Origin of the sequence: Flavisolibacter ginsengisoli DSM 18119, assembly GCF_900129295.1 — a bacterium.
In the GTDB taxonomy this organism is placed as follows: domain Bacteria; phylum Bacteroidota; class Bacteroidia; order Chitinophagales; family Chitinophagaceae; genus Flavisolibacter; species Flavisolibacter ginsengisoli.
This window is the reverse complement of the sequence record NZ_FQUU01000013.1, coordinates 47246-60975: the sequence shown is the minus strand read 5'-3', so window position 1 is coordinate 60975 and position 13730 is coordinate 47246. Positions and strand designations below refer to the sequence as shown.

Annotated in this window: 11 protein-coding genes; 5 read left to right on the top strand and 6 right to left on the bottom strand. The window is 40.1% G+C overall.

Going from position 1 to position 13730, the window contains the following annotated elements:
- Positions 1-40 precede the first annotated feature (40 nt).
- Positions 41-1378 carry a sensor histidine kinase gene (locus BUA53_RS14700; RefSeq protein WP_072836223.1) on the bottom strand — a complete coding sequence of 446 codons (1338 nt, stop codon included), beginning with the start codon at positions 1376-1378 and terminating at the stop codon, positions 41-43.
- Between the two features lie 108 nt (positions 1379-1486).
- Between BUA53_RS14700 and BUA53_RS14695 the strand changes: the two genes are divergently transcribed.
- Entirely contained in the window at positions 1487-2038 is a 552-nt protein-coding gene (locus BUA53_RS14695; protein WP_072836145.1) for a YqgE/AlgH family protein, read from the top strand.
- A gap of 63 nt (positions 2039-2101) precedes the next feature.
- Positions 2102-2536: an RDD family protein gene (locus BUA53_RS14690; protein ID WP_084080102.1), complete on the top strand. Its 435-nt coding sequence runs from the start codon at positions 2102-2104 to the stop codon at positions 2534-2536.
- A 49-nt stretch (positions 2537-2585) separates the two neighbouring features.
- On the opposite strand, the gene BUA53_RS14685 is transcribed toward BUA53_RS14690, so the two are convergent.
- The 5 genes from BUA53_RS14685 to BUA53_RS14665 form a co-directional block, all read right to left on the bottom strand.
- Positions 2586-4751, bottom strand: a complete 2166-nt coding sequence (locus BUA53_RS14685; protein ID WP_072836144.1) for an amylo-alpha-1,6-glucosidase — start codon at positions 4749-4751, stop codon at positions 2586-2588.
- A gap of 10 nt (positions 4752-4761) precedes the next feature.
- Positions 4762-5841: a glycosyltransferase family 4 protein gene (locus BUA53_RS14680; protein WP_072836143.1), complete on the bottom strand. Its 1080-nt coding sequence runs from the start codon at positions 5839-5841 to the stop codon at positions 4762-4764.
- A gap of 151 nt (positions 5842-5992) precedes the next feature.
- Entirely contained in the window at positions 5993-6250 is a 258-nt protein-coding gene (atpC, locus tag BUA53_RS14675) for an ATP synthase F1 subunit epsilon (protein WP_072836142.1), read from the bottom strand.
- A gap of 144 nt (positions 6251-6394) precedes the next feature.
- Positions 6395-7894, bottom strand: a complete 1500-nt coding sequence (gene atpD / locus BUA53_RS14670; RefSeq protein WP_072836141.1) for a F0F1 ATP synthase subunit beta — start codon at positions 7892-7894, stop codon at positions 6395-6397.
- Between the two features lie 785 nt (positions 7895-8679).
- Positions 8680-8937 (bottom strand): hypothetical protein, encoded by a 258-nt coding sequence (locus BUA53_RS14665; protein WP_072836140.1) that lies wholly within the window; start codon positions 8935-8937, stop codon positions 8680-8682.
- Between the two features lie 220 nt (positions 8938-9157).
- Here BUA53_RS14665 and BUA53_RS14660 point away from each other — a divergent pair, with 220 nt between their 5' ends.
- The 3 genes from BUA53_RS14660 to BUA53_RS14650 are packed head-to-tail and all read left to right on the top strand — an operon-like array spanning position 9158 to position 13710.
- A complete protein-coding gene (locus BUA53_RS14660) occupies positions 9158-10810 on the top strand; it encodes a L,D-transpeptidase family protein (RefSeq protein WP_072836221.1) in 1653 nt (550 codons plus the stop codon).
- Between the two features lie 2 nt (positions 10811-10812).
- Positions 10813-12504 carry a L,D-transpeptidase family protein gene (locus BUA53_RS14655; protein WP_217653005.1) on the top strand — a complete coding sequence of 564 codons (1692 nt, stop codon included), beginning with the start codon at positions 10813-10815 and terminating at the stop codon, positions 12502-12504.
- A gap of 30 nt (positions 12505-12534) precedes the next feature.
- Positions 12535-13710: a hypothetical protein gene (locus BUA53_RS14650; RefSeq protein WP_245793156.1), complete on the top strand. Its 1176-nt coding sequence runs from the start codon at positions 12535-12537 to the stop codon at positions 13708-13710.
- Positions 13711-13730: the final 20 nt, after the last annotated feature.

Genomic DNA, 13730 nt, shown 5'->3' with positions numbered 1-13730 from the left:
TCTTAAAGCAATTATTGGTCCTTAGGGATATTGATATTGCTTATGGCTGTTTTAATGGAAGTTCTATTGTGAAACAACTGCCTTTGCCAGGCGTACTATCTGCCTTGATAGTTCCTTCATGTCCTTCCACAACAGTTTTCACATAACTCAGACCCAGGCCAAATCCTTTCACATTGTGGATATTCCCGGTATGTGCCCGGTAGAATTTTTCAAATATCCGCTTAACGGTTTCTCTTGTCATCCCTATACCATTGTCTTCAATTTTTATTATGAACTTCTTTTGATTGGAGTTGGTGGTAATACATATTTTAGGCGGGACATTATCCTTCGAATATTTAACTGCATTATCCATCAGGTTATTGATAAGGTTTGACATATGCACTTCATCACCTTCAATCAAATCATTTGGTGCCTCCAGGTTTAATTCCAAAGTGCCTTGCTTCTCCTGAAGACGCAGCATAAAGTTATCCGCAACGTCCCTTATAATGGTATGAATATGCAGTGGCTTTACATTTAATTGTACCTCCTGCCTGTCCATCAATGCTGATTTAAGTATGGTTTCCACCTGCCGGTTCATGCGTTGATTCTCTTCCTTTATGATCTCGCTGAAGTAAGATAGTTTTTGGGTATCTCTCTGTACTTTTTCATTCCTGATGGCATCTACCGCTAGTGAAATGGTGGCAATAGGTGTCTTAAATTCATGCGTCATATTATTTATGAAATCGTTCTTGATTTCACTTACTTTTTTCTGACGCAACATGGTATGAATGGTAAGGTAAAAAGCTGCACAAATAACCAGGGTAAACAAAATAGCTATTACAATGGGCATTCGTAAACTTTTATAAACAATATCCGTTACGTTGGGCACAACAATAATGATCCATTCATCTGCAGCAAGGTTTTCAGCAGCAGAAGCGCTGAGAGGGACTACAGGAAAAACTTTAGGATAGTAATTGGCAGAATCCTCATACCAGGTAGTAAAATTATTTGACTGTCTTTCTATTTGTCCAATAGCATCGTTCTTAAGTGTAACAAGGGCAAATTCAAATGGAATGTTCTCTATTTTCTGCGCCACAAAAGTTGACCTGATCTTATCGTATAATTCCTGGGTGGTCAGGCGCTGGCTTACATTATAATTTTTCGGAAAATCAAGAGAAAAGTTATTGAGGTCCGGAAAAGGTTTGGAGCTATTGGGCAGAGGGGCAGATTTATACTGGGCAAGGTCCTCACCTACCTGTTTAGCAATTTCTTCCACTTTTTGTTCTACCTGGTCCTTTCTGAGCGCAACCATGTTATTTAACCAGGACAACTGGATAAATATGATCCCTAATAAAGAAACCGTTATTAAAACTAATATGATGGGGAATATTCTTTTCACTAACAGCAAGATGGCGAAAAAAATCGCTATTGCAAAAATATTGATGTGCTCCTCATTCGCGTTGGCATAAGTTTGTTATGGATTATATTTAACACATATTGTTAGCGTATGGTACAGCCAGCAACAGGAGTATTATTAATAGCCGACCCTTTTTTGAAAGATCCCAACTTCATGCGCACTGTTGTTTTTTTAACCGAACACCGTGAAGATGGTACTATCGGTTTTGTATTAAATCGCCAGTATGAAAACACGCTGGATGAATTGATCCCCGAAGTGGAAGGTCATAAGTTGCCCGTTTACTATGGAGGGCCGGTGCAGATGAACACTATACATTTTCTTCACCGTTATCCGGAAGAAATACCAGGTGGAGTGGAAGTATTAAAAGGAATTTTCTGGGGTGGAGACTTTGACGCAGTTGTGGATCTCATTAATAAGGGTAAAGCCGATCCTGAAAAGATCCGTTTTTATATAGGGTATTCTGGCTGGAGTTCTGGTCAATTACAAACAGAAATGAATGAAAAAACATGGCTTACAGTAGAGGCAGTCAGGAATCTTGTATTCCATTCCAATGCCGAAGAGATTTGGAAGGATTCCTTAAAACACCTTGGCGGTGAATATGAAATGATGATCAATTTTCCTATAGATCCCCAGTTGAATTAAATATCTTTTATTTTTACTTTATGTTTTAAAAAAGAATTCTTTTCTTAGTTAAAACATTTTATAATGGATTACCAAAACTACACCTCTGAACCCCCCACTACAGATCTTTTCCCACAGCATAATATTGTATATGGAAGCTTTTGGGAACGATTTGCAGCAGCACTACTTGATGGTTTCATCCTGATTATACCAACCTATATTTTGCAATATATGATGGATAATATTTCAAGTTATATGGTTAGCATTCTTATCAATTGGCTATATAGTGCTTTTCTTGAATCCAGCGAGAACCAGGCTACATTAGGCAAAAGAGCCTTAGGATTGAAGGTTACTGATATGAATGGTCAGCGTATCAGCTTTGCCAATGCAAGCGGGCGTTTTTTTGGAAAATATGTATCTGCTATTATCCTGTGTATAGGATACCTGATGATGTTGTGGGATGATAAGAAACAAACACTTCACGATAAAATGGCCGGGACCCTGGTTGTTAAATCATAAGTTAATTTATTCTAATAAAATATAAAGCCCATGAAAATGGGCTTTTGTATTATTTCTTGATGATCACTTCCCATCCGGGAGGTTTTTGTATAACATTGAAACCAATATCAAATTCATGGCGGTATGCATCAAAACTTAATTCATGCTCGCCTACCATAAGTTTAGAAACGTGGATCTTCTCCAGGTAAGCAGGAAGATCGGGCTTATCAAAAACAATGGTTTTTGTGCTTGCATTGATACTGATCTTCAAACAAGACTGCAATAGCATAAACAAGACTGTCACCGACCATGCCTGTGGTGAACAAGCTACCGGGTAGGCAGTTGGTCCTTCATTGGCCTTTCTTACAAAACCACAATAAAGTTCAGGCAATCTCTGAAGATCGATGAACAAGGAAGCATCAAACAAAGCATTCATGATGCGTAAAGATTCTTCCTGGAATCCGTACAAGGAAAGTCCGTAAGCAATCAATGCATTATCATGAGGCCAGATGGATCCGTTGTGGTACGACATAGGATTATATCTTTTTTCACCATCTGCCAATGTTCTTATGCCCCACCCACTGAACATATTCGCATTCATTAATGTATCAGTGAGCATCCGGGCTTTATCTTCATCTACAATGCCTGTAAATAAACATTGACCAGCATTTGAAGATATTACCCTGCAAGGCTTTTTATTTCCATCAAGTGCCAGTACATAGCATCCTAATTCAGAATCCCAGAAATTTTCATTGAATTGTTTTTTGAGATTCCCGGCTTCAGTGGAAAGCTTTCCAGACAATTCATTTTCATCAAAGATGCCAGCCAGTAAAGAACCATATTTTTTTGCAGCATATACATATCCCTGCACTTCGCATAAGGCTATTGGTGGTTCACACAGATCACCATTTTCATACATAACAGAATCATGAGAATCTTTCCATCCCTGGTTGGTTAAACCATTCTCAGATTTATGTATGTATTCTACAAAACCATCTTTGTCGATATCGCCGTATTCATCTATCCAGAATAAAGCCATTTTGATGTTAGGCCAAATCTCCACTATTGTTTCCCTGTCATGAGTTCTTTCGTAATACATGCCTGCCAGCATCACAAACAGTGGCGTAGCGTCGATCGTTCCATAATATTTACCAAATGGCACTTCCCCCGTATTGGCCATTTCGCCTGATCGAGTCTCGTGTAATATCTTGCCCGGCTCTGCATCTTTTTCTGGTATCACTTCCCGGGCTTGTAGCTGCGCCAGGAATAACAATACATTCTTGCTGATCTCCGGTGCCAGCCACAATGTTTCCATGGCAGTAATGATACCATCCCTGCCAAAGGCTGTGTTATACCAGGGCACCCCTGCATACGGATACATTCCATAGCGTGTTTGCGAAAGCAATGAAAGCAGGTCCGCTTTTGATCGCGATACCCAATGATTGAATTGTTCATTGGAAGTAACGATATCAGCAAATATGCGATGAGCAGTTTGTTGCTCTTCACGTATTGCATTTTTTACTTCGGTGTATTTAATAGTTTCCAGTTCACTATCACCTGCATTAAAGAATATGGAATAATGGATTTGTTGCACTTCCTGTGGTTCCAGTTCAAGTGTATAGAGGCAAAGATTCCTTTTGATTTGGTATCCTGTATCTTCAAATTTCACTTCTGCACGCCGGGTAATGTCATCCAATCCTTTGTACTCAAATACTATCTTCTCATCCCCTGGAAGAAGCTCGCACTTTGGTTGTTTTGATTTCCTTTCAATTCCCCGAATTTCAAACAAGTCTTTAAAATCGCTTCCAAATTGCAAACTAAGATTCAGGGCACAACTGGTTGGACCATAATTGGCCAGTAAGATCTCTTCATAAAACACACCATTCCTGATAAACTGGCTGCGTGAAATATGCACTGTGTTCTCTGGCATATTACAATCGGAGAAAGCCGGGTTGGTAAGATCTACTGAAAGTACCTGGTTGTTTTCTTTAATAGCAGAACTTAATAACAAGGGTTTTTGTCCATTGATGCGCAATTCCAGCCTGTTCAAAAAACGTGTACCCTCATGATAGATCCCATGAAGCTTTCTTGCATGCGGGTGAATGTCACCCCATTGATCAAAAATGCCGAATGTATCAAAATGATTGAGTACCCTGGTACGGTCATCAACATAAATAATATCCCCACCTATATGAAATTTGTCTTCTTCTGTTGAAACTGTCGTTTTTGGAAACATAACTACTGGTTTAAATAGCAGAAAGTTTTCTTTCGCCTAAAGGATAAATAGATTTGACCTTGGACCTGGTTTTCTCTGCAAGTTTTTCATAAATCCTTACATAGTCATTGGCCATCCTGGCTGAAGAAAACTTTTCTTCAAATGAATGGCGCACCACCATTCTGTCAATTTTATGCAATTGATCCAAGGCCCTGATCGCTTGTTTTTTAGTAGAAACAACAAAGCCATTTTGACCGTCTTCAATGATCTCTGGCACTGAGCCTCTATTGAAAGCTATTACTGGTGTACCACAAGCCATAGCTTCGATCAATACCATCCCAAATGGCTCTTCCCAGTTTATCGGGAATAATAACGCCATTGCATTTCCCAGGAACTTTTCCTTTTTCTTTTCATTGACCTCACCAACATATTCCACTAAAGGATGCTCAAAAAGCTCCCGGATATTTTCTTCATAATATTCCTTATCAGCTTTATCTATCTTGGCTGCAACTTTTAAAGGTATCCCCGCAGCGATAGCTATGGCTATAGCATTTTCCAAACCTTTCTCGGGCGAAACTCTTCCTAAAAAAGCCAGGTATTCCCCCTTGCCTTTTCCCGGCCTGAATAAATTGCAAGGCAACCCATGATGGACATTACCTACCCAGTTAGCCTGGGGCAAAGGCTGGCGCTGGCTATTCGAAATTGATATTACTGGTTGATGCCGATACTTATTATATAAAGGCTGCAGTTCTGGAATACTCAATTTACCATGAAGTGTAGTAACATGAGGCACGACCAGGTTGTTTGTAAAAGGAAAATTCAGGTAATCTGTATGAAAATGTATAACATCAAATTCATTTGCTCTATCCATAACCTCTTCTATCTGGAGTATATGGGGTGCCAATGAATCTTCACACTTTTTCAGTCTTAACGCTTCAGGAACAATGGCACTCAGTCTTGCACTTGTTTTTGAATCGCCTGATGCAAACAAGGTAACATCATGGTCTAAACGGACCAGTTCTTCAGTCAGGAAGTGCACCACTCTTTCCGTACCTCCATATAACTTAGGTGGTACTGCCTCATAAAGCGGTGCAATTTGTGCGATTTTCATAATTATGTATTGATAGTCCTAATACTTTGGCAATGAATATGCCATAGTACTTACTATTGATGGGTCTGCCACTAGGAATGGGCATGAAATAAAAAAGAAAAAGCTCCTGTTGAAGGAGCTTTTAAAAAATTTATAAGAGAAGGGATATTTTTTATTCAATAATTATGGCCCCTTCTACTAAAACAGTAACCTTATTATTCAATACTTCCACAAATCCACCCTGGATGTCATAACTGGCAGTATGGTTCTGCTTATCGCGTAACACTTTCAGGCGTCCTGCTTTTAAAGCACTAACCAATGGAGCGTGCCGGTCCAGTACTTCAAATGAGCCACTGATTCCTGGCATTTGCACACCAAAGACCTCACCACTGAATAACTTTCTATCTGGGGTCAATATTTCTAAAGTCATGATCTGAATCTGGTTTCTTATTTTTTTCTATGGCTGCCTGTCTCCAACCATTTATCACTGTTTAAGGTTAGCAGGTGTAAAGAGAAAAAACATATAGCTTTTACGCCCAACTATAAACCATAAACTACAAACTATAAACTTATTTTATCCCTGCGCCTGCGCCATCAGTTTCTTACCTTTTTCAATGGCATCATCAATAGAGCCAACAAGGTTAAATGCTGCTTCAGGATATTCATCCACTTCACCGTCCATGATCATGTTGAAACCACGTATTGTTTCTTCAATCGGAACCAATACACCCTTCAGACCTGTAAAGGCTTCTGCCACGTGGAAAGGTTGAGATAAGAAACGCTGTACTTTCCTGGCACGGGATACTGTGAGTTTATCTTCATCACTCAATTCATCCAAACCAAGGATAGCAATGATATCCTGCAGTTCTTTATAACGCTGTAAGATCAGCTTTACACGGTTAGCACAATTGTAATGGGCATCACCTACTACAGATGGCATAAGGATACGTGAAGTAGAATCCAGTGGATCCACAGCAGGGTAAATTCCTAAGTCAGCAATCTTACGTGATAATACGGTAGTAGCATCAAGGTGGGCAAAGGTTGTTGCCGGGGCTGGATCGGTAAGGTCATCCGCAGGAACATATACTGCCTGCACAGATGTAATAGATCCGTTTTTAGTGGATGTGATACGCTCTTGCATCAATCCCATTTCAGTGGCCAGCGTTGGCTGGTATCCCACCGCTGAAGGCATACGACCTAAAAGGGCTGACACCTCTGAACCTGCCTGTGTGAAACGGAAGATATTATCAACGAAGAAAAGGATATCACGGCCTTTACCTGTGCCATCCCCATCACGATAGTATTCAGCAATGGTCAAACCAGAAAGGGCAACACGGGCACGGGCTCCGGGTGGCTCATTCATCTGTCCGAAAACGAAGGTAGCTTTTGATTCAGCCAGTTCATCCATGTTCACCTTGCTCAGGTCCCATCCACCTTCTTCCATGCTATGCTTGAAAGCTTCGCCATAGTTCATGATACCTGCTTCGATCATTTCACGCATCAGGTCATTTCCCTCGCGGGTTCTTTCACCCACACCAGCAAATACAGAAACACCTGCATAAGCCTTGGCGATATTGTTAATCAGTTCCTGGATCAATACTGTTTTACCTACACCAGCTCCACCAAACAGACCGATCTTACCACCTTTGGAGTATGGCTCGATCAGGTCAATAACTTTAATACCGGTAAATAATATCTCTGTAGCTGTAGAAAGATTTTCAAATGCTGGTGGCTTAGCATGAATAGGTCGGCCATTCACCTTAGATACGGCAGGCAAACCATCAATTGGATCACCGGTTACATTGAACAAACGGCCTTTGATCTGGTCACTGGCAGGCATTTTTATAGCCGAACCTGTATCAACCACATCAACTCCACGGGTCAGGCCTTCAGTACCGTCCATGGCAATAGTACGAACACTGTCTTCTCCCAGGTGATTTTGCACCTCGAGAACCAGGGTATCGCCATTGTCCCTTTTTATTTCCAATGCATTATAAATTTCCGGAAGGCTGCCATGGAACTGAACATCCACAACTGCGCCAATGATTTGTTTTACCTTACCAACTTTTGCCATATATAGCTTTTAAAAGAAGATTTTAAATTGAAAACTGGGTTAAAAAGAGGTGGTTTTCAATTTCGGCTGCAAAGGTAAGGGCACACCGTTAATCTGCCAATACAATATACAAGATAATAGCCCCTTACAGTGATTTTCCCAAGATTTTGACAATTAGGAAGAATTATTTTATTACGTAATATGAATTCCGTGTATAAATTCTCAGCTTTTAGGGGATCCTTTCAAATTAATTTATGGTACAAACTGCAATTTGATTGCGAAACCCTTAGGACCCAATATAACCCTTATTGTTAAGGCTTAAAAACTATCTACTTATTATGGAATTACCAGTGCCCCTATAAAAGGTAACCAGGGGTAGAGATAAGCCATAGATATCCCGAGGATATCCCGAGGATAAGCCGACGATAAGCCGACTCTTATAGAGTCGGGATATCCTCAGCTCATCTATGGTTTATTAATGGAATATAAATAGGAGATGTTAGCCTTTAACCAGTTAAAAGTTGAACTTTAAACCTTTTTTTGAAGGAAAAGCTTGCCTCTCTAATAAAGGTACTTGTGATCACAACCACAGGGATATTTGGCCGCAAGCATTTATCATATCTATATAAGCACAAGAGCTCCAAATCAGGAAAAGTAGGTTTATTGTTAATAAGGTCGTTTGCCCTATTCAATCTTCAGGCCTGTTCCCTTTAGCCTAAGAGGTGATAAGTAGCCTATATATTTAGAAAATAAGAGTTTATAAAATCCCAGGTTTTTACTTTTAAATTTTGACTTTTACCTTTCCCTTACCCTATCTGGCTTTTGAGCGCATTTTCGATGGCAGCGCAAGGAATCATGATAGGTTTTTCTTCTATAGAAATTTGCAATTGCTGACCCGAAACATTATAAGTTCCACTAATATTTCCAAAAACATTAATAGAGAAGCTGCCATTGTCAGCCGTACCGGAAAAACTACCTCCCTGCTTTTCAACAGCCGATTTGGCTCTGTTAAATACCTCGTTAGCGGTTCCGGTAAAATCAATTGAAAAGTTACATTTTGACATAGTGACTGGTTTTTATTTTATAAAGAAACTGTAATTGAATTGTTTTAATAATCCTACAAGCATAATATGTTACCATAAAATAAACATGCCGAGCCTGGTTATTGATTATAATCAAACCCAAAAATTCCCCACTTTTCCAGAACTTTTTACACTGATGGGGTCTCTTACTCATTATGGCCGGGTGATTTTAAAAGGCATGTGGTTTGTACAACTCAACAATATGAAGAGATTTATAGTATATGCCGCTATCCTTGGAAATTTATTTGCCTCCTGCCAAAGCAATGCCGGTGGTGATACAGTTAAGGATAATAATGATGACAAGTCATCTGGTCAGAAGAATGTGAGCAAAAGAGACCTGAGCATTAATCCGAGCAACTCCTATTCCAGTCTTTTCCTGGATAGTATGCAGATGGAGAACTTTTTTAAAGAAAAAAAGATCAGTGACTCTGTTTCCCGACGCATGCGCAGTTTCTATAATACACGTAACTACCAATTTGCCTGGTTCAGTAAAGATGGGCTAACTGAACAAGCTTTAGGTTTTTGGAACCTACATGAGTATGCGACCACATATGAAAATGATACTCTATTGCGGGATAAGGCACTCCAAAAGAGAATGGATGCGCTGGTTGCGGAAGAAGACCTGTCTGTTAGTGCTTCTAATAAATCCTTCATCAATACTGAACTTACACTTACCCAGCATTTTATAATGTATATGCTGAACAATTTTGACAAGGGTTATGTGAAGCGTAAGGAAATGGAACGGTTCATTCCTTATAAGAAGCAGGATATTATGCAGGTAGCCGATTCCCTGCTTAATAAGAAGCATAAGGACAATAAATATTTCGAGGATGTGAATGAACCTTATAAGCTATTAAAGGTGAAACTGGGTCAATATTATAATATCGCCAAAGCAGGTGGATGGCCACAGGTAACAGGGGTTACCAAAACGCTTAAGAAGGGAACTTCAAGCCCCGCAGTTGCACTTATTAAAAAGCGGTTGCAGATTACAGGCGATATGGCAGGGCATGATACCAGCCAGGTGTTTAATGATACGCTTGAAAATGCAGTACGAATATACCAGGCGCGTATGGGCTATACCCCAACCGGCACAGTTACAACAGGATTGATCAAAGACATGAATGTACCAGTATTGAAAAGAGTGGAACAAATCCTTATGAATATGGGTCGTATGCGTTGGATGCCAACCACACCTTCAGGACAATTAATAGTAGTAAACATCCCGGAGTTTGTGCTGCATGTATATGAAGGCAAAAAGAAAGCTTTTGATATGAATGTAGTGGTTGGAAAAGAAGGACATAATACCATGATGTTTAGCGGCGACCTTAACCAGATCGTCTTCAGCCCTTACTGGAATGTGCCACAGAGCATAGTGGAAAAAGAGATACTGCCAAAAATGACCTCTAATCCTGACTACCTGGCTAGCCAGAATATGGAGCAGGTTGGTACCGAGGATGGGCTACCCAAGATTAGACAGTTGCCAGGTGAAAAGAACTCTTTGGGAAGAGTAAAGTTCCTTTTCCCCAACAGTTTCAATATTTACTTTCATGACACGCCAGCCAAAAGCCTGTTTGACAAGGATAAAAGAGCCTATAGCCATGGTTGCATCCGTTTATCAGACCCAGAAAAAATGGCCAACTACCTTCTTAAGGATAATTCTGAATGGACTCCAGAGAAGATCAATGAAGCAATGTATAGTGGCACTGAGAAATTTGTGAAGCTTAAAAAACCTGTACCAGTTGTCATAACCTATTATACCTCATGGGTTGATGACAATGGGCGGATCAACTTCAGGGACGATATCTATTCCCATGATCAAAAGTTGGCAGATAAAATGTTCAGTACGGCTCTATAGCCTTGTCAAGTAGTTGTAATTTTACATACAGGAACCAGGGCTTCATTCCCCGGTTCCTGTATGTATTTATGAAAACTCCATTTTCCAGGAGAATTTTCGTTTTCACTCCCTTCTTTCTTGCAGGCCTTATATGCTTTACAGCCTTCTTTCTTTATTGCTCCGGCCGAAACGCGCCAGCTTCTGCAAAAGAGACGAGGCGGGATACTACTATTAATCCTTCTAACTCCTACTCCGATCTTTTCTTTGATAGCACAACCTTTGAACATTTCCTGGAAAAAGCCAAATGGCATGATTCACTTGAAAATGCGTTGCGCAACTTTTATAAAGGCCGAAATTATCAATATGCATGGATCAATTCTGAAGGGTTTAATGAACAGGCATATAATTTTCAGAACCTTCTTGCTGATTACATAAGTTATTCAGGAGACAGCACTGTTTTTAACCACTTTATAAATGACCTGCAGGATAATGGTAACAAAAATTGGTCAACATTATTAAGGAACGACAGTACCCGTTTTGCTATTGAAATGGCATTCAGTTCATCTTTTTTAAGATATGCCTGGCGTGCATACCAGGGAAATATAAGACTGCATCAAAACGACCTGAACTGGTTCATTCCGCGCAGGCGCATCAATCCTTTGGCTTTACTAGATTCATTTTACAGGAACAAAGAGGCATTGAATACAGAGCCGGTTAATGAACAATATGGTTTATTAAAAAAACATTTGTTGCGTTATAATGATTGGAAACAAAGAGCGGATGTGCCAGTGATACCACTTCCCAAAAAAGAATACATGCCAGGTGATTCGAACCCTGCCATTACAGCTCTTAAAAAGCGTCTACATGCTTTGGGTAGGTATGCAGCAGAGGACACCAGTAAGCTCTATACCGAAGCATTACAGGAAGCTATTGCAAAATTCCAGCTACAACATGGTATCAAAAGCGATGGCATTGCCAATACTAAAACTGTGCGTTATATAAACCAACCGGCTGATAAATGGATCCGGCAAATTTTGATCAATATGGAGCGCATGAGATGGGTGCCGGCACAACCGAAGGGTGATTTCATTACGATCAACATTCCCCAATTCCGCCTTACGGTTTTTGAAAATGGCAAGCCTTCATTTGGGATGAACGTTGTGGTTGGAACCTCCCAGAACAAAACAGTGATTTTTACAGGAACAATGAAATATGTTGTTTTTGCACCTTACTGGAATGTACCCCCGGGTATCTTAAAAAAGGAGGTGCTACCTGCTATTCGCCGCAACAGTAATTACCTGTGGAAAAATCATATGGAATGGTATAATGGCGGCGTGAGACAACTTCCAGGACCATGGAATGCGCTGGGGAAAGTAAAATTTGTTTTTCCCAACAGCTTTAATATTTATCTCCACGATACGCCAACCAAATCATTGTTTGAAGAAAGTTCAAGGGCTTTCAGCCATGGCTGTATAAGGATCCAGGAACCAGGCAGGATGGCCAAATGGGTGCTTCGAAACCAACCACCCTGGACCCCGGAAAAAATTGATGAGGCGATGGACAGCACAGAAGAATTATATGTAACGATAAAAAATCCCGTGCCGGTATTTGTAGGTTATTTCACAGCCTGGGTAGATAGTAAAGGCGAAATTAATTTTCGGGATGACATTTATGGTCACGATCAAAAAATGGCCCGCTACCTATTTACTAATTAAAAAAACAAAGCTTGCCTTTACATTTGCGCCATGGCGCCAATGGAATTAATTGAAGTTAGTACCCCAGCACATAATAAAGCATTCCTGGAAGTGAATGTTTCACTGAATCGCGACAACCCTAACTACATAAGACCTCTCGATAAGGATGTCAATGATGTTTTTGACCAAAGCAAGAACAAAACCTTCCGTTTTGGAGAAGTTACCCGCTGGTTATTAAAACAAGATGATAATTATATTGGCCGTATTGCGGCCTTTACCAATAAAAAATATAAAAACAAAGGTGATGATGTGCCTGTGGGTGGTATAGGTTTTTTTGATTGTATCAATAACCAGCAGGCAGCTGATATGCTGTTTGATGTGGCTAAACACTGGCTGATGCAAAAGGGAATGCAGGCTATGGATGGCCCTATCAATTTTGGTGAAAGAGATCGCTGGTGGGGTTTGGTAATTGAAGGCTTCCAGGAGCCCTTGTACTGTATGAATTACAACCCACCTTATTACCAGGAGCTGTTTGAAGTGTATGGATTTCGATTATTTTTTAACCAGGTATGCCTGGGCATGAATCCGAAGCAGCAAATGTCTGCCAAGGTTTTGGAACGCCATGCACCTTTCGATAAGGATCCTGAATTTAGTGTACGTTGTATAGAGAAAAAAAGACTTGAAAAATATGCCATTGATTTTGCCAAAGTGTACAATGCTGCATGGGCAGGGCATGGTGGATTGAAAGAGTTGAAAAAAGAACAGGTGATGCTAATGTTTAAAAAGATGAAACCTGTTATGGATGAAAGGATCGTATGGTTTGCTTATCATAAGGATGAACCCATAGCTATTTTTGTCAACCTCCCTGACCTTAACCAGTGGTTTAAATACCTGGATGGCAAATTCGACCTGCTTCATAAGCTTAAATTCCTCTGGGTAAAGAAAACGAAGCCCTGCAAGAAATTCACTGGCCTTGTATTTGGCATAGTTCCCGAGTTCCAGGGAAAAGGTATTGATGCCTTTATAATAGGTGAAGCCTATAAAGATGTAATGAAACCGGATTTTAAATATACTGAATACGAGATGCAGTGGATTGGTGATTTTAATCCAAAAATGCTGAATGTAGGACTTGGACTTGGCGATGTGTTTACAAGCAGGAAACTGGCTACCTATCGTTACCTCTTTGATCGCACTAAAGAGTTTCACAGGCACCCTATTTTGGCATAAGCAATTAATTTAAAACTGTA